We start from the raw sequence: 15,423 nt of genomic DNA, 5'->3' as shown, positions 1-15,423 counted from the left end.
CTAGACTCGCTAGGTTCATGATTACACAAATAAATTAACTTCCATGGCTTTCCAAGCTTGTTAAGCCATTGTGCGTAATCTCTTAACTGGTTATCTTGATCCTCTGCCCATGGCTTGTTTTCTATAGCAATAATGCCTTTAGGTGTCGTCAATAGGAGGTCTATTTTTCTCCCGTTTTCAATTATGACTTCATAATCTACTCTGGCTTTATGAAAACAGTCTTCCGTGGCGATAGGACTGTTATGCCCTAAATTTTCAATAAGGGAGAGGAATCCTTTTAGAAATAAAATTGACTGTCCGTGGCTTTCATTGGGGGATAGCAAAAAACGCAGATAACGGGACAGTGCTAGCTCGTCATTCTTCAACCAGTCCATCAAGCTAAAGTCCGGTGCTAGCTCAGCCTGATATCGTGATTTCGCTCGACGAGTTACCTCTGTCCAGCGAACAACGTTCTCAAGAAGTGCTGCTGCCTTCTGATGTATGCCGTTCATTTCGTTATCCTTTTTGCAGAATCTGCACGGCAGAATAACGCACGTCATCATTTGGGCAAGCACAAGCCATAAAATATCTGACCAGCATCAAGCCAGGGGATTTTGGGGCTGCGTTGTTGAGTTCATTCTGAGGCCCCCCGGCGAGGCACCTGTATCGCGGTTTAGCGACCCAATGAGCCGTTTTGGCTGCGCCGCCCTCCAAACCTCCGCAACAAGATCATCCTGGCCTTCTCGGCCTGCTAAAACGTTCCTCTCCTTGCTGCCTGCTTTTGCCACCGGATCCCATAAAAGCAAAGGGGCCAGTTCGCACTGGCCCCCCTTACTCTTAAAACTGCTCGATGTGTGTCGTCTCCTCCGGTGTTTCCGATGTGGGGGGGGCGCTGATGCTGCCCGCCTTGCTGTTTGAGAATCGGCTAAAAATTCGCTTTGATGGTTCGCATTTTGGCAGCGACCCCTTCAGGCTGTCACTCTCTCCGGCACGGCTACTGACGACCTCACCAGTACTGCCAAACAATCGATTCAAATAGAACGAGTAAACGCCACTATCCACACCCGCTACCTTGATCTTTCTTACATAGCGGTCTGGTGCATACCTCTCAAGATACTGGTTATCGAACAACCATGCTTTAACAGCTTCACCCATGCTCGGAACCAGTTTGTCGAACTGCTCCTTAAAGATGTAACACCGTTCGCCTTCTATGAAGCCTAGGAGCTCCCTCGTTACAACGGCTGGCTTGCCAAGGTGAATTTTATGTCGTTGGAGCGCTACCGTATTCTTGAATTGGGTAGCGGCTCGGGTGACGTCATCCAGTTGCTCCTCCAAGGACGCAACCCAGCGATTGGCGCCCTCAAGCACGGCGGCCTCCACCTCATTCTCGGTATAGGGCAACACACCCAGCTCGATACCATACAAGCCGGTAGCCAGCGTGATAGCGAAGAAATCCAAGCCACGACGAACCAGAGGTGAATCCATCGCGCCATTGACCATCTGCATCAGGCGCTCGGCACACTCATGAACCCGGTTGCGAACTAACTCTTGCAAAGCCTCATAAGAAGTGGCCTCCGGCAAGTTCAACAGCCCTTGTGCCAAAGCCGGAAGGGCTGTGCCGTAGTATTGACCACAGGCCGCCTTGAGTTGGTCAATCCGGGCTTTGGCTTGGGCCAGGGTTTCGCCGGGCAATTTCGCATCATCGGGGTGAACCTCGATGTTGAGCATCCGCACATAGACACCGGAATTGGCACTGCCACCCGTTTTCCTCAGATAGTCATCTGTGCTGAGTTCACCTGTGGATATAATACAGAGGATGGCTGAGCCTTGATCCTCCTTCTCATCCCCACCCGTTTCACACCTTCCTTTGGTTTTCCCATTGGATAGGGCATAGATGGTTGCGTCGAAATTTTTGCTGTTGTGTGACCCAAGCTCATCCAGTACTAGCCCCATACCGTGGTGACTTTTTGCCACAGCAAACAGCCAATTCGTCGTGCCATGCCACTTCCTGATAGCAGACCCACCATCTTTGCTTGGATCAGTAGCTCGTCCCACGACACTCTGTGCCAACTGCCCCCGAGTCGTCTTGCCGCCTGAGCTGAGGCCATGAAAGTGAACAATAACCGTCCCTTCCTTCAGGAGGTCCAACAATACATTCCCAAGCATTGCCAAAATCGGAAACATCATGCTAGGGAGCGGCCGGACAGGCCCAGCCACATACTCTTCCCATTCCAGCAAGGTGCCCTGTGCTCTCAGCTGCGGCAATGCTTTACGGATTTGATAGCTCAGCTTAGTTTCCGGGGTTCCAATGTTTCGCTGTAGCACTGTCTCATGCGTTACATAGATCAACTTTCCAGAGATAAATCCAGCCTGCTCAACGCGATATATTGGCTCAATTGAGCCACATCTTGAACAGTGGTTCATAAACCGAGAAAGCTGCCGATCGTCATGACCATAATACCCAACACGTAGCTCACCCAACTGGACCTTGACCCTTTTCAAGTCATGCAGGACATCATCAAGCAGGACTGTAAAGACGTGTGGCTTACCATCATAGCCAATGCAGACCAACACCAACCCTTTGAACTGATTGTGATTATCAAGAACGCAATTGAGCGGAAGGACTAACGTATCGAACAGCTCAACGGGCTTCCTTCCTTCAAGGTTCACCACTTTCAGGTCAGGGCTAACAACGTAGTGCTCGGGCAACAGACTGGATTTCATCCATGTTTGGAGTTCATCAATGGTATACGACAGATGAGTACCATCCGACCTGACGGGACGCTCAGAAGAACCCTTTCCCTGATTAAGGGCTAGCCCCTCTTCTGATGCCAGATAGGCCGCTTCTTGAGACCACTGATGGATACGCGCCAGTTCTTGCAGCGCTAAGTTTTGATGGCTGCAATAGGGTTCGCTGGATACTAATAAAGCTGACTCTGATGGCTGAACTACCGGAGCAATAGCAGAGACAGGCACCGATTCTGACGCGGATGCTTCCTGAATGGGGCCTAATGCCGAACCTGTCGGCGATACACCCTGACCAGCACTATTGGGGTCTCCTGTAGACCCATTTAGGGACTCTTCAATAGAACATAAACGTTTCTGTTTGCAGTTATCATTTGTTTTTGAAAGACTCATAATTCTTAATGGGGGAGTCTCCCTCCCCCATCTCCTAAAGTTTGTTAGCAGGTGAGGTTGGGGAGGTCCCATACGGTGTGTAGTGCGTCGACGGCCTTGACCAGCGTCTTATCGTGGTAGCGGGCGTATCGCTCGGTCATCCTCGGCGAGCTATGGCCTAGGACTTTTTGCAGTACATCAAGCGAACAGCCCTTGTTCAGCAGTGAAGTAGCGACGGTATGACGGGCATCGTGGATGCGTACCTCTGATAGCCCACAATCATTGCAGACCCGGTACCAATACCGCCGAGGTTCGGAAATCTGAGAGACACCGTCCTGGCCACGAAACAGCAGGCCAGTCGTGCCATGGCGCTGGCGCTGAAGCTGAACCAATTCAAGGGCGAACTGATTAAGCGGTATAAGCCTTTCTCGACCAGACTTACTCGTCGGTAGATAAGCGATCTGAGTGGTGAGATTACAATCCTGCAGCTTTAGAGCCCTGGCCTCTCCCATCCGGGAGCCCGTTGCGAACAGGAACAGCAACAGACGAGCCTTTTCCTCGTCAATGTCTTCCATCAAGCGAGCGACCAGCTTATTGACTGCCTCATCGGGTAAGCCTTTGGGAGGCAGGACAGGCTCGTATTTGGCGGGGATATCTGCTGCGGGAGACGATTTGAGTATGCCGCGCTCCACTGCGAAGGTCGCAATAGCCTTGATCTGTGCTAGGTAGCGATTCACCGTAGCAACAGATTTGGTTTTAGCTTGCTCCGCTTGAAAGCGCTCGATATCATCACGAATGACACGGTTCAGTGGCTTGTGCCCTAAAGCTGCCACGATTGGCTTTATACGGGACTTAATAGTCCTGATAGAAAGATGAGTTTCCTGCACTGCGGGTAGGTAATCATCATAAATGAAGCGCTCTACCGATAAACTAGCGCGATAGGCTTGTTTGAATCCATCCGGATCTGTGATGAGCTCCGCCATCAGTTTACGTGCTTTATCGCGTATCACTTTGAGGCTAGCCTCACTGGTGCTCGCGATCTTAAACCGATAACGCTGATTGTTTCTGTGCACATTGAAGTAGCCGACCCTGGCACTAGATTGATATGTGACCCATGCGAGCCAAGGGACGTACTCGTCTTTCACCTCTTTTTGTTTGGAGACGTGTTCTCCACACGACCCCAGCCTGCGTTTAGCAGTTGGCGTTGACACTTCGCTGCTCACAACTACCTCTCTAACCATAACCGCCGGGATGACGGTGACTGGAAAGTTTTTGCATATCCCCCCTCAAATCACAACAGCACCAAATGCAGCCATATTATTGATATTTAATGAATTTGTTTGTAGTTGAGGACCCTAAAGGCAGCCATATGAAGGCGATTCGGAGGCGAACATCAGATCGCCTTCTGGAGAGCGACTTTGTGCTTCTAACGACAAATGCTCCTTATCTTCAGGGGGATCTGTGTACGCCCACAAAGCAAAAATCGTCATTTGAGGCTCAAAAAGAGGTGTAATCGAGATTGAGTTTTTGTGATTTTTGTCACAATAAATTTGAGTTCCCCCGCCGAAACACCATCACTTCTCTTCTTCACAGGGACGCTGAGGAGCTGACGACCGGAGGTACAGAGGCAGCGACACAGCAAACCTTGTCTGGTCAATTTCTGGTAACTTTTCAGCGCACAAAAAACATGCAGGTTAGTTCATCCGTTTTTTGACAAAAAATGGGCTCACTTGTTGGAGGAACCGAATGTGTGAGAGAGCGAAAAGGCAATTCTATAAAGGGAAAAATCCTCGATAGCAGAACCTGCCGACAACCGGATCCGGGTGTTGAGTCAGGGGCTCCTTGCACACTATCTCGCCACTTAGTTCACCCTATGCAAAAACAGGCCAAAAACTGGGGCTACAAGGTTGACACCCCAGTCCAGAAAGGGTTTAATGCGCGCCGTTGCCCAGATAGCTCAGTCGGTAGAGCAGGGGATTGAAAATCCCCGTGTCGGCGGTTCGATTCCGTCTCTGGGCACCACAATTCCTCCTTAGTTCAGTCGGTAGAACGGCGGACTGTTAATCCGTATGTCACTGGTTCAAGTCCAGTAGGAGGAGCCAAATTCGAAAAGCCCGCTCAATCGAGCGGGCTTTTTCATTTCTAGTTGCTGTTGCATGCTGCCAAAAAGAGCGTCGCGCCACAGGTGGCACTGAACAGCAGCATTCCGGTCTGCAACATGCTGCCAGGGCATGGCTTCTTCTCTCTTTTTCTGGCCCTGATCCACTTCGGTTTCATCACATTCCCTTATCCATTTTGTCGGCCTGAATGGCTGCACTCCTGTGCAGGCGAGCCATCTTTGTTGAATGGCGCCATGGCGTCAATCTCCCCCGCAAAACAATTAATTCAGCAGCGTTGAAGAGCGGCTTGTCGGGTGATGTTTCGACCTTTAAGCCATTGTTAACATTTTGGAAAACTGGAGTGACCCTGTGGCCGGGCGGGGATATGATGGGATCAATGATGTTCCCATCCTGACGGAGAGATCCCAGATGAACAGCCCCTTGAGCTATGTACTGGACGGCATTCATTGCGAGCCGCACTTTTTTACTGTTCCCCTCGATCATGATGAGCCTGATGGCGACAGCATTACCCTGTTTGCCCGCACCCTCTGCCGCAAAGACAAGCTCGATGAGAAGTTGCCCTGGCTGCTGTTTCTGCAAGGTGGGCCGGGATTCGGGGCGCCGCGCCCGACGGCCAACAGTGGCTGGCTCAAGCGGGCGTTGCAGGAGTTCCGAGTGCTGCTGCTGGATCAGCGTGGCACCGGGATGTCGAGCCCCATTCACGGGCAGATTCTGGCCAAAATGACACCGGCCGAGCAGGCGGAGTATCTCGGCCATTTTCGCGCCGACAGCATAGTGCAAGATGCCGAGTTCATCCGGCAGGAGCTCAGCCCCAAGCATCGCTGGAGCCTGCTGGGGCAAAGCTTTGGTGGTTTTTGCTGCCTGACCTATCTATCGCTTTTCCCCGACAGTCTGCGGGAGGTCTATATCACCGGCGGTATCGCACCGATCGGCCGCAGTGCCGAGGAGGTTTACCGTGCTACCTATCAGCGGGTGGCCGACAAGAACCGTGCTTTCTTCGCCCGCTTCCCCCACGCTCAGGGGATTGCCAACCGGCTGGCCAACCATCTGCACCAGCACGATGTGCGGCTGCCCAACGGCCAGCGCCTGACGGTGGAGCAGTTCCAGCAGCAAGGGCTGGATCTCGGCGCCACGGGTGCTTTCGAGGAGCTTTATTACCTGCTGGAAGAGGCCTTTATCGGCGACAAGCTGAGCCCGGCCTTTCTCTATCAGGTGCAGAGCATGCAGCCATTCAATACCAACCCGCTGTTTGCCATCCTGCACGAGGCTATCTACGCCGAAGGGGAGGCGACTCGCTGGGCGGCGGAGCGGGTCAGAGTGGAATTCCCGGCGGTGAACTGGGCACCCGGCAAGGATTTCGCCTTCACCGGCGAGATGATTTACCCCTGGATGTTCGAGCAGTTCCGCGAGTTGCTGCCCCTGAAAGAGGCGGCCCATCTGCTGGCCAACAAGGCGGACTGGGGGGCGCTCTATGACCCGGCCCAGCTGGCCCGCAACCAGGTGCCGGTAGCCTGCGCCGTTTATGCCGAGGATATGTATGTGGAGTTTGACTACAGTCGCGAGACCCTGCGTGGCCTTGGCAACAGTCGCGCCTGGATCACCAATGAATATGAGCACAACGGTTTGCGTGCCGATGGTGAAGCGATTCTTGAGCGCCTGATCGCGTTGAATCGCGACCGTTAATTGCCGTTATCGTCAACCATCGCGAGAGCTCGGACTCCCGCGATGGTTGTGATGGATGGTTGTTATGAAAGCGTGACTCCCTGAACCTTGTCCCGCACCTGCCAGAGGATGAGTGGATAGCCGGCTGATTAATTTCCCCCTCTTTCACTGTCTCTGCCGATCCCTCACCATATACTTGCCAAACGACTCTGTATTGAGCCGCGGTCAAATCGATTGACCAGCTCGTGCTCGTTACCATTAGAAAGTCGCTCCGATGCTCTGTATTCCGCGTATCTGATATGCCATCTCTGCATGCCCCGCTATCCGGGGGAGGGGATGGTCGTGCTTTTCAATCAAGATAAGGATGTATGATGAGAAAGTCTCTGTTGGCCTGCTCCCTGTTGCTGTGCCCTGTCGTGTTTGCCGCCACCCCCCATTGGGAATATAGCGGTGAGGCGGGGCCTTCCCACTGGGCCAAGCTGACCCCTGAGTTTGGTCAGTGTGCGGGCAGCAATCAGTCGCCGGTTGACCTGAACGGATTGGTCGAGGCCAAACTGGCCCCGCTGGTACTCCACTATCAGGGGGGTGGCAATACAGTGGTCAACAACGGTCATACCGTGCAGGTCGGTTATGCCCCGGGTAGCACCTTGCAACTCGATGGCACTAGGTTTGAACTCAAGCAGTTCCACTTCCACGCCCCGAGTGAAAACCTCATCGAGGGCACATCCTATCCGCTGGAAGGGCATCTGGTACACGTCAGTGACAAGGGAGAGATCGCCGTGGTGGCGGTGATGTTCGAGGCTGGCAAGGCCAATCCGGTGCTGGCGGCAGCCTGGAGTGCATTACCGGCCAAGGTGGGGGAGACCCAGGCCCTCAAGGCGCCGCTCTCTGCTGAGCAACTGCTGCCCGAGAATCGTGACTACTATCGCTTCAGCGGTTCCCTCACCACGCCCCCCTGCTCGGAAGGAGTGCGCTGGTTGGTGATGAAGCAGCCGGTTGAGGTCAGTCTGGCCCAGATCGACGCCTTCAAGGCGGTGATGCACCACCCCAATAATCGGCCGGTGCAGCCCCTCAATGGGCGCGTGGTACTGCAATAACACAGCGTTGCAATAGCGTTGCAGATAGCAAAAACAACAAGAGGGCCGCGAGGCCCTCTCTTACATGGCGAGGTATCGGCGAGCGATCAGAGGCTGGCGGCGATGCGGGCACCGAGCGCCGCGTTGTTCAGTACCAGCTGGATATTGGCCGCCAGCGAGTTGCCGCCAGTCAGCTCGCAGACGCGAGCCAGCAGGAAGGGGGTTGACGCCTTGCCCTTGATCCCCTGCTCATCGGCTTCACGCAGCGCTTGGGCAATGGCTGCGTCGATATCGGCTTTTGGCATGGCGTGTGCGCTCGGGATGGGGTTGGCCACCACGGCGCCGCCCGCCAGTCCCAGCTCCCACTTGAGGCGCAGCGCCTCGGCGATAGCTGCCGGGGTATCGAGGCGATAATCGACCTTGAAGCCGCTCTCGCGGGTGTAGAAGGCGGGCAGCTCCTCAGTTTGATAGCCGATCACCGGTACGCCCTGGGTCTCCAGATACTCCAGGGTCAGCCCGATATCGAGGATCGACTTGGCACCGGCGCAGACTACGGCCACCGGTGTCTGGGCCAGCTCCTGCAGGTCGGCCGATATATCGAAGGTCTCCTGCGCGCCGCGATGTACCCCGCCGATACCACCGGTGGCAAAGACCCGGATCCCCGCCATGGCGGCGATGATCATGGTGGAGGCGACCGTGGTGGCCCCCATCCCTTTGCGTGCCAGCACGAACGGAATGTCGCGGCGGCTGCACTTGGTCACATCGTGGCCAGCCCGGCCGAGCGCTTCCAGCGCACCGGCATCGAGACCCACCTTGAGGCGGCCGTCGAGGATGGCGATGGTCGCCGGAATGGCGCCGTTGTCGCGCACCACCTGTTCAACCTGACGGGCCGTCTCCACGTTCTGCGGATAGGGCATGCCGTGGGAGATGATGGTTGATTCGAGGGCGACGACCGGTTTGCCGGCGGCCAGCGCGGCAGCAACTTCCGGTTGGATATCGAGGTAAGCGTTCAGCATGAGTACTCCTCCAGTATGCGGTCAACGGCGGTCTTGCTCAGACCGGAAAAAACGGTATCGGAACAATTGACGGTGAGGGCGGCGCAGCCCAGGGCAAAGCGGGTGGTCTGGGCAATGTCGAGCTCTTGCAGCCAGGCGTGGGCGAGGCCAGCCATAAAGGCATCCCCGCCGCCGGTGACGTTGAGCACCGGACTGCCCAGCACCGGCAGGTGGCCCTGCTGCTCGCCATCGCTGTAGAAGATCCCCTGTTCACCCAGACTGAGAAACAGCCGCTTGACCCCGGCGCGGTGGAACCAGGCGGCCACCATGGGCCAGGTTTCGGGCCCGGCGATGGTTATGCCGCACAGCTGCTCGGCCTCGCTGCGATTGGGTTTGAGGGTGTGGATCTTGCCAAGCCAGGGGCGGATCTTCTCCACCTTGGCCACCGAAACGGTATCGACAAAGATGGCGTGCTCACCTTGCCGTTCAAACAACCAGTCGAGGGTGTGGATGGCCAGATTGGTGTCGAGCACCCAGAGCCGGGCGCCGCCGAGAAAGCCTGCGAGGGGGGTCAGGCGGGCAGGGGTGAGCTGCTCTATGATGGCCATGTCATTGATGGCGCAGCTCATTTCGCCGCTGCCATCATGCAGGCTGAGATAACAGGAGGTGGCGTGGCCATCGAGCACCAGAGTCTGGCGCACATCGACGCCAGCCCGCTGGCTCACTTCCAATAGATGGTGGCCATACTGGTCGTTGCCGACTGCGGTCAGCAGCCGGGTATCACTGCCGAGCCGCGCCAGATTCTCGGCGATATTGCGGCCAACACCACCGGCCGAGGTGCGCACCTTGCCCGGGTTGGAGTCGCCGAGCAGCAGGTTGTCGTGGCTGGTGCCGCAAATATCCATATTGGCACCGCCGATCACCACCACGTAGGGGCCCTCTCGCAGTACATAACCTCTGCCTTGCACATATCCCTGCCGGATCAGGCTTGAGATGTGGCTGGCCAGCGCGGAGCGACTGATGCCAAGGCGATCGGCCAGCTCCTGCTGGGCAATCATGGGATCCTGACGCAGCTGGGCTAGGATCTCTTGTTCACGCTCAGTCATAGACAAACATCCATTTACAAACGTTTGTCCATTATTGCTGGGAAACGTTTGCTGGCTATCAGCTTGTACAAAATTTGTTGGCTTGCGCACAAAAAATCGACATTCAAAGCTGGGTTGGCAAGCGGTTTAGCCGGGGAGGGGACTTTTAACGGGTCGGTGGCCCTGCAACGGCTTATAATGGCCGCCGCAAGATGAGGAGAGATGATGGAAAAGAGTGCATTCTGCTGCGTGGGGTTGGTCAATCCCAAGTCTCCGGAAAATGTCGGCTCAGTGATGCGGGCTGCGGGTTGCTACGGGGTGGATGAGGTCTACTACACCGGCAACCGCTTCGAGCTGGCGCGCCGCTTTGCCACCGATACCAAGCAGATGGTGGAGAAGATCCCGCTGCTCGGGGTTGATGACCTGCTGCAATTCATGCCGGAAGGGTGTGTTCCCGTGGTGGTCGATCTGATCGACGGCGCTACGCCGCTTCCCGACTATGTCCATCCGGAACGTGCTTTTTATATCTTCGGGCCGGAGGATGGCACCCTGGATCCCAAGCTCTATGGCGCGGTGAAAGATGTGGTTTATGTGCCGACTCAGGGCTGCATGAATCTGGCCGCCTCGGTCAATGTGATCCTCTATGACCGATTGGCGAAGGGGTTCCGGCAACCCTGAGTTGTGGTGTGGCAACGGTGACTCAAACCACAATGGAGACGGTGTTGCTTATGGGCTGGTTGCTGGCGGTGGCTGCTGTTGACGCGGCTGCGGCATCCTTCTCTTTCCCCTATGGCGGGATCAGTTTTCGCCTGCCTTGGCCGCCTGTTCCTCGAGAAAGTCGCGATAGTAGTCATAGAGGTGATAACGGCGATATATCTCGGCCAGCGTGCCGCGACGGATCAGATTCACCATCTCCTGATCCCACAGCTGCAGTAGCCGGTCGCCCTGCTCGGTATCGGCAAAAATGGGGTAAGTCGGTATCCAGCGCAAAATGGTGCGGTACATATTGGCCGGGGTCTCATCGGCTGCATGGAGCACGCCAGCTGTCAGGTAATAGCGATAGCGCCCCTTGCCAATCAGCTGCAGGGCCATCTCATGGTTGTCGATCTCGTGCCACCGCATGGTGACCGGAAGATATTTATCCAGCACCCATCCTCGCCGCCAGAGCACGGTCTCTCCCTCGAGGCTGCGCTCTCCCCGCCATTGCGGCTGCCACTGCTTGAGCATGAAGACGGTCACATCATCTGCGGAGGCTGGCTGATGGGGCTGCTTGACCCCCTTGATCTCGTCCAGATAGACACTCATCGCCATATCCCCCTCTTGCCTGGCTACCATGGCGACGGCGCGTTTGTAGGGCACGATATGGGGCACGATCTTGTAGCCATGGGGTTGGTAGATGGTTCGCACCAGATCGAGATAGATACCGCGGCCATCCGGTTGGCAGAAACCGGGCCAGCCATCGCAATAGACGTGAACATCAGCTGTGCGAGCGTGGGCGATCGCACACAGAGAGCAAAGCAGCAAACAACCGATGCGCAGCATGGTCAGCAATATCCTCGCAGGGGTGAGGAGAGCATTTATCACCTGATTTATACCATGCATCTATCGCGGCGGGCGGAGAAAACATCTCGCATCTCCATTTTGCGACAGGGTCGAGGGTTATTTGCGGTCGGATCGTTATGATCGAGTAAAGATTCAATAGCACCCCAATCAGTAGAGGAGACTGCATTATGCCATCGATCAAGACTCTGCTCTGTCCAGTCGATTTTTCCCAAATGTCTCGCGCGGTACTCGACTATGCCGTTTTCATGGCACAGAGCCATCAGGCCCAGCTCAAGCTGATCCACGTGGTTGATCAACTGCACGGTTTTGACAGTTACAAGATCCTTCATATGACGGCCATCGAGATCACTCACGAGATGGAGCGTCAGGCCAGAACCCAGCTCAAAGAGCTGGTTGCCACCCTGCCGATCCCGGCCACCTTTGATATTCGCTTTGGCCGCGCCGCCGATGAAATTGTCATTCAGGCCAAGGAGGATGAGGTTGAGCTGATCGTGATGGGCAGCCACGGTCGCTCCGGTATCAGCCATCTGCTGGTAGGCAGTGTCGCCGAGTCTGTGGTGCGTCATGCACCCTGTCCGGTACTGGTGGTGCGCCAATAACGCGCCACGTTTAGTGTGAAAAGCGTAACAAACAAGGCCAGCGATTGCTGGCCTTGCGTTTTCTGGTGTTGTGCCCGCTAGCCGTGGGCGTAGATGACACTCCCCCCCTTGATGGTATCTATGATGGCCCTGGCCTGCTCTTTGGGCAGGGCGGGGCAACCCCAACTGCGGCCCAGCTTGTCATATTTGCGCAGATGGGTCGGGCTGGCATAGGCGGCGCCATGTACCACGATGGCACGCTTGCGGGCATTGCTGTTCTTGCCAGGGCTGAGCCCGTCCAGCCGCAGGGAGTAGCCATGTTTGCCCAGATAGGTTTCTGCGGTGCGATAGACGCCAAGGGAACTTTGGCGGGAGTTGAGCTGGTTGGAAAAGTGTTTTGCTGCCAGTTCACCTGAGTTGCGGCCATGACTGACCCAAGTGTGATAGAGCAGCTTGTGGCGTTTCATATCGATGACAAACAGCCTGCGCTGGGTGGATGGCTTGCTGTAATCGATGATGGTGAGAATGGGTTTGCGTTTGTGGCGCACGGTTTGATAACTGTTGAGGGCCTGACGAAAGGTCTGTTTATCCAGCTTGCCGGCCAGACCCAGTTGACGATAGAGGTTCTGATCCCAGCTGGCATCTGCCGTGCTGCTCCAGATGAGCGATATCAACAGCAGTGGCAACAACAGCCACCCGCGTTGCCAGTCTATGTTACCGCGCGCTTGTCTCATCCGTGAATATCTCCTTGTCACTCCCTGTCAACGACGCGGATATTGCCATCAATCCGCTCGATAGTTATATGCAAGGTCCTGAAATCGCGCAATAAAAAACCGGCCGCAGAGCGGCCGGAAGTCATTCAAACAGTAGACATTGGTATCACAGGGTATAACTGACTTCCAATTACTTAGAAGTTGTACTGCAGAGCAACCGCGACTACGTCGTCAGTGTTCTGGCCCAGAGAGTTGGTGGACTTGCCATTTACGGAGTCCAGCAGGTTCAGCTTGTAATCAACGTAGGCGTTGAAGTTCTCGGTGAAGTTGTACCAGGCACCGATAGATACGTACTCGGTGTAGGTATCATCGATACCGTGAGCGGTATCTTTTACATCAGTGCGCAGGTAGGCCAGAGAAGGCTTGAACTTGCCGATGGTGTACTGGGCTACAGCTTCGTAACCGTCGTGCTTCTCAGCGTAGCCGTTGTTCACGAACAGGTGGTTCTCACCGTGGGAGTAGGTTGCAGCCAGGTAGAGGTCACCTACAGCGTACTTGGCACCAAAGCCCATCAGCTTGGCATCCTTGTCGCCACCGAAGGCAGCGAATTGAGCTTGTTCATCGGTCTTGCCAGCCTGGTTGTAGGCAGCTGACAGGCCCAGACCCATATCGAAGTCATAGGAGGCAGCTACAGCAAAACCTTCTTTGGAACCTTTCTTGTTCCAAGTTGTGCCATTGGTGTTGAAGTTGGAGCGATCGGCATTCTGCGGATCATTGTTGCCGGTGAACTGGGCACCCAGGGTCAGGCCATTGTAGGTGTACAGGTACTGGGCCAGACCGTTGGTACGGCCGGTACCGAATACTTCGGTGCCTTTACCCAGGCCGTCACCGCCCCACTCGGGCAGTACGTCGGTGTAGTCGTTCACGATGCGGAACAGACCATCCTGACGACCGTAGCTGAATGCGCCGAAACGATCGTGCTTGATGCCGGCATAGGCATAACGCAGCTCGTCGTTGTCAGAACCGGAAGTCGGCAGGTTGTACTCGGCAAAGCCGAACGCCTTCATTTCGGGGGCGATCTTGGTTTCACCGCGCATGTTTACACGGAAATAGCTCTGGTCTCCTTCGGAGCCGTTGTCGTCAGTGCCGTAGTACATGCCCTGAGCACGGCCACCGATCTCCAGCTTGGTATCGTTCTGGTTGTAAACGGTAGCAGCATGGGCGCCGCTCGCCAGCAGCAGGCTGGAGATGGCAATAGTCAGTGCAGACTTCTTCATATGCGTTATTCCTCTGATGTAAACACTTCCGAACTTGTTGTCGGTTCTGTGAAATCGGAAATGGTCCGATAGCCACACGGTAGGCGCCCCAACCTTGACTGGGGCTGAATCCATCGTTGTTTAATTGAGGTGGCGAGGTCGTTATCAAGACTGGATGTGACGGTTTTTGACAAGATAAAAAGAGATTAAATTCAATGAATTATTTTCTAGTGACTTTTTTGACATCAAGACTGTTCTGAGCAACAAGGTCGATGGCTCAAGTTGTGAGCTAGATCACGCAGGGGAGAATGGGGGCGGGGAAAAAACGGGAGGAGCCTTACAAGGCTCCCCCCAATGATCAGAGGGGCTTTTGCCACAGGGTCAGCAGCAGATCCTGTTCCAGTTCATTCGGGCCCTGTTGAGCGAAAGCGTGACGCTGCTCACCGGTTGCCCGCCAGCCAAGACGGCTGGTCTCCAGAATAAAGCTGCGCATGGCCTGATCCATGGTGAGGCTGAACTGGCAGCGCTGTTGAGCCACCGGATTGAGGCCACCGAGGGTTGGCCAGCTGAGGGAGTGTTCCATGCTCACCGGGTTGAGGCTGACCCGCAATTGCCACTGATGGCGCGGGCCTGGCTGCAGATAGAGCAGATAGCCACCGGGGGCCAGCCAGCTGACCAGCTGCTCGGTCTTGACCTTGAGATCGTTGACCAGCAGCACCTGCACCGAGCCCGGTTGCAACGGCGCGCGAGCGGGATCGGCAATGACAAACTGGCCGTCCGGCTGTGCTTTTTTGGCGGCAAAGATGGTGTTCTTAGCGATATCAACCCCAGCAAACTGCCAGCCGGGCAGGCGCTCTGCCAGCGCGCGGCAGTAGTAGCCTTCACCGCATCCAAGATGGACCAGCTCTTGTGAGGCCAGCGGAGCGAGTAGAGCGGCCATGGCCTCAACCAGCGGCAGTTGGTGGCCGGCTTCCAGGAAATGGTGCTTGGCGCGCATCAGGGCACGGCTGTCGCTGTCTTTGGGGTTTTTCTTGCCGGGGATGAGATCCAGATAACCTTCCGGTGCCGGATCGAAGTGATGCTTGTTGTCGCAATAGCGTCCCTGGGAGGCTTCATGAAGATGGAGCGGACTGCGGCAACGGGGACATTGAAGGTGCATAGTAACTCTCTGGGCGAATGCCGGAACAGTGAAGGGCGTTCGGGATTATAGGGGAGAGGATCAAAAAAGGCTGCCGTAGCAGCCTTTTTTATGGCTCTGTCCCAATTACGTGTTGAAAGG

General features: G+C 55.5%; 14 protein-coding genes and 2 tRNA genes. 7 read left to right on the top strand and 9 right to left on the bottom strand.

Translation table 11 applies throughout. The annotated features are described in order from the left end of the window. From VF684_RS20440 to VF684_RS20430, 3 genes are all read right to left on the bottom strand, one after another. A partial coding sequence (locus VF684_RS20440) for a PD-(D/E)XK nuclease family protein (RefSeq protein ID WP_440174382.1) occupies window positions 1-491 on the bottom strand: 491 nt, incomplete at its 3' end. A gap of 325 nt (window positions 492-816) precedes the next feature. Further along, window positions 817-3,117, bottom strand: coding sequence for a DUF927 domain-containing protein (locus VF684_RS20435; RefSeq protein ID WP_167562319.1), 2,301 nt, complete (start codon window positions 3,115-3,117; stop codon window positions 817-819). A gap of 44 nt (window positions 3,118-3,161) precedes the next feature. Further along, a complete protein-coding gene (locus VF684_RS20430; RefSeq protein ID WP_376899774.1) occupies window positions 3,162-4,319 on the bottom strand; it encodes a tyrosine-type recombinase/integrase in 1,158 nt (385 codons plus the stop codon). A gap of 723 nt (window positions 4,320-5,042) precedes the next feature. Between VF684_RS20430 and VF684_RS20425 the strand changes: the two genes are divergently transcribed. From VF684_RS20425 to VF684_RS20405, 5 genes are all read left to right on the top strand, one after another. After that, window positions 5,043-5,118 (top strand) — tRNA-Phe (locus VF684_RS20425). A gap of 4 nt (window positions 5,119-5,122) precedes the next feature. Beyond that, window positions 5,123-5,198: transfer RNA gene (locus VF684_RS20420), tRNA-Asn, on the top strand. An 83-nt stretch (window positions 5,199-5,281) separates the two neighbouring features. Further along, window positions 5,282-5,494 carry a hypothetical protein gene (locus tag VF684_RS20415; protein ID WP_155396138.1) on the top strand — a complete coding sequence of 71 codons (213 nt, stop codon included), beginning with the start codon at window positions 5,282-5,284 and terminating at the stop codon, window positions 5,492-5,494. A gap of 130 nt (window positions 5,495-5,624) precedes the next feature. Then, window positions 5,625-6,899: an alpha/beta hydrolase gene (locus tag VF684_RS20410; RefSeq protein WP_139730828.1), complete on the top strand. Its 1,275-nt coding sequence runs from the start codon at window positions 5,625-5,627 to the stop codon at window positions 6,897-6,899. Window positions 6,900-7,249: 350 nt separating this feature from the next. Next, entirely contained in the window at window positions 7,250-7,975 is a 726-nt protein-coding gene (locus tag VF684_RS20405; RefSeq protein ID WP_376900305.1) for a carbonic anhydrase, read from the top strand. Between the two features lie 86 nt (window positions 7,976-8,061). On the opposite strand, the gene VF684_RS20400 is transcribed toward VF684_RS20405, so the two are convergent. After that, window positions 8,062-8,970 carry a pseudouridine-5'-phosphate glycosidase gene (locus VF684_RS20400; protein ID WP_257700949.1) on the bottom strand — a complete coding sequence of 303 codons (909 nt, stop codon included), beginning with the start codon at window positions 8,968-8,970 and terminating at the stop codon, window positions 8,062-8,064. After that, window positions 8,964-10,055, bottom strand: a complete 1,092-nt coding sequence (locus tag VF684_RS20395; protein WP_376899777.1) for a PfkB family carbohydrate kinase — start codon at window positions 10,053-10,055, stop codon at window positions 8,964-8,966. The genes VF684_RS20400 and VF684_RS20395 overlap by 7 nt, the downstream gene beginning before the upstream one ends. A gap of 204 nt (window positions 10,056-10,259) precedes the next feature. Here VF684_RS20395 and VF684_RS20390 point away from each other — a divergent pair, with 204 nt between their 5' ends. Continuing rightward, complete coding sequence (locus tag VF684_RS20390; protein ID WP_139442011.1) at window positions 10,260-10,712, top strand: RNA methyltransferase; 453 nt, start codon at window positions 10,260-10,262, stop codon at window positions 10,710-10,712. Between the two features lie 120 nt (window positions 10,713-10,832). On the opposite strand, the gene VF684_RS20385 is transcribed toward VF684_RS20390, so the two are convergent. Further along, window positions 10,833-11,576 (bottom strand): substrate-binding periplasmic protein, encoded by a 744-nt coding sequence (locus VF684_RS20385; protein WP_139441991.1) that lies wholly within the window; start codon window positions 11,574-11,576, stop codon window positions 10,833-10,835. 188 nt (window positions 11,577-11,764) lie between these two features. Between VF684_RS20385 and VF684_RS20380 the strand changes: the two genes are divergently transcribed. Continuing rightward, window positions 11,765-12,196: a universal stress protein gene (locus VF684_RS20380; protein ID WP_005335309.1), complete on the top strand. Its 432-nt coding sequence runs from the start codon at window positions 11,765-11,767 to the stop codon at window positions 12,194-12,196. 77 nt (window positions 12,197-12,273) lie between these two features. On the opposite strand, the gene VF684_RS20375 is transcribed toward VF684_RS20380, so the two are convergent. From VF684_RS20375 to VF684_RS20365, 3 genes are all read right to left on the bottom strand, one after another. After that, complete coding sequence (locus VF684_RS20375; protein WP_139441992.1) at window positions 12,274-12,909, bottom strand: murein L,D-transpeptidase catalytic domain family protein; 636 nt, start codon at window positions 12,907-12,909, stop codon at window positions 12,274-12,276. A 173-nt stretch (window positions 12,910-13,082) separates the two neighbouring features. Then, the gene (locus tag VF684_RS20370; RefSeq protein WP_139441993.1) at window positions 13,083-14,165 is read right to left on the bottom strand and encodes a porin; all 1,083 of its coding nucleotides are present in this window, start codon (window positions 14,163-14,165) and stop codon (window positions 13,083-13,085) included. Between the two features lie 337 nt (window positions 14,166-14,502). After that, on the bottom strand, window positions 14,503-15,303 hold the full coding sequence (locus tag VF684_RS20365; RefSeq protein ID WP_139441994.1) for a putative RNA methyltransferase: 801 nt from the start codon (window positions 15,301-15,303) through the stop codon (window positions 14,503-14,505). Window positions 15,304-15,423: the final 120 nt, after the last annotated feature.

The organism is Aeromonas sp. Lyrl_2 (assembly GCF_051948815.1).
In the GTDB taxonomy this organism is placed as follows: domain Bacteria; phylum Pseudomonadota; class Gammaproteobacteria; order Enterobacterales; family Aeromonadaceae; genus Aeromonas; species Aeromonas veronii.
Note: the sequence above shows the minus strand (reverse complement) of the source record. Positions and strands in the feature narration are given on the sequence as shown.

Coding starts and splice junctions, on each gene's coding strand:
- VF684_RS20385 (WP_139441991.1), bottom strand. CDS start 11,576: ATGCTGCGCATCGGTTGTTTGCTGCTTTGCTCTCTGTGTGCGATCGCC.
- VF684_RS20365 (WP_139441994.1), bottom strand. CDS start 15,303: ATGCACCTTCAATGTCCCCGTTGCCGCAGTCCGCTCCATCTTCATGAA.
- VF684_RS20400 (WP_257700949.1), bottom strand. CDS start 8,970: ATGCTGAACGCTTACCTCGATATCCAACCGGAAGTTGCTGCCGCGCTG.
- VF684_RS20405 (WP_376900305.1), top strand. CDS start 7,250: ATGAGAAAGTCTCTGTTGGCCTGCTCCCTGTTGCTGTGCCCTGTCGTG.
- VF684_RS20390 (WP_139442011.1), top strand. CDS start 10,260: ATGGAAAAGAGTGCATTCTGCTGCGTGGGGTTGGTCAATCCCAAGTCT.
- VF684_RS20375 (WP_139441992.1), bottom strand. CDS start 12,909: ATGAGACAAGCGCGCGGTAACATAGACTGGCAACGCGGGTGGCTGTTG.
- VF684_RS20395 (WP_376899777.1), bottom strand. CDS start 10,055: ATGACTGAGCGTGAACAAGAGATCCTAGCCCAGCTGCGTCAGGATCCC.
- VF684_RS20410 (WP_139730828.1), top strand. CDS start 5,625: ATGAACAGCCCCTTGAGCTATGTACTGGACGGCATTCATTGCGAGCCG.
- VF684_RS20370 (WP_139441993.1), bottom strand. CDS start 14,165: ATGAAGAAGTCTGCACTGACTATTGCCATCTCCAGCCTGCTGCTGGCG.
- VF684_RS20380 (WP_005335309.1), top strand. CDS start 11,765: ATGCCATCGATCAAGACTCTGCTCTGTCCAGTCGATTTTTCCCAAATG.
- VF684_RS20435 (WP_167562319.1), bottom strand. CDS start 3,117: ATGAGTCTTTCAAAAACAAATGATAACTGCAAACAGAAACGTTTATGT.